Here is a 223-nt window from a genome sequence, read left to right on the forward strand (position 1 = left end):
CCGGACACCAGGGCGGCGATGACCGGATGATCCGGCTGCCAGGTCTGGACGAGGGCCCTGCCCGGCTTCTCGCCGCGTCCGGCGCGGCCCGTGACCTGCTGCAGCATCTGAAAGGTGCGCTCGGCGGCCCGCGGGTCGCCGGAGGTGAGACCGATATCGGCATCCAGGACCCCCACGAGGGTCATGAGCGGGAAGTTGTGCCCCTTGGCCACGAGCTGCGTGC

The 223-nt window shown here is 71.3% G+C and carries 1 pseudogene; it reads right to left on the bottom strand.

Annotation, left to right across the window (positions count from 1 at the left end):
- Nucleotides 1–223, bottom strand: a pseudogene (locus tag E4K09_RS18075) (primosomal protein N'); the annotation flags it as partial.

The sequence above is a fragment of the Microvirga pakistanensis genome (genome assembly GCF_004458765.1).
Lineage (GTDB): Bacteria > Pseudomonadota > Alphaproteobacteria > Rhizobiales > Beijerinckiaceae > Microvirga > Microvirga pakistanensis.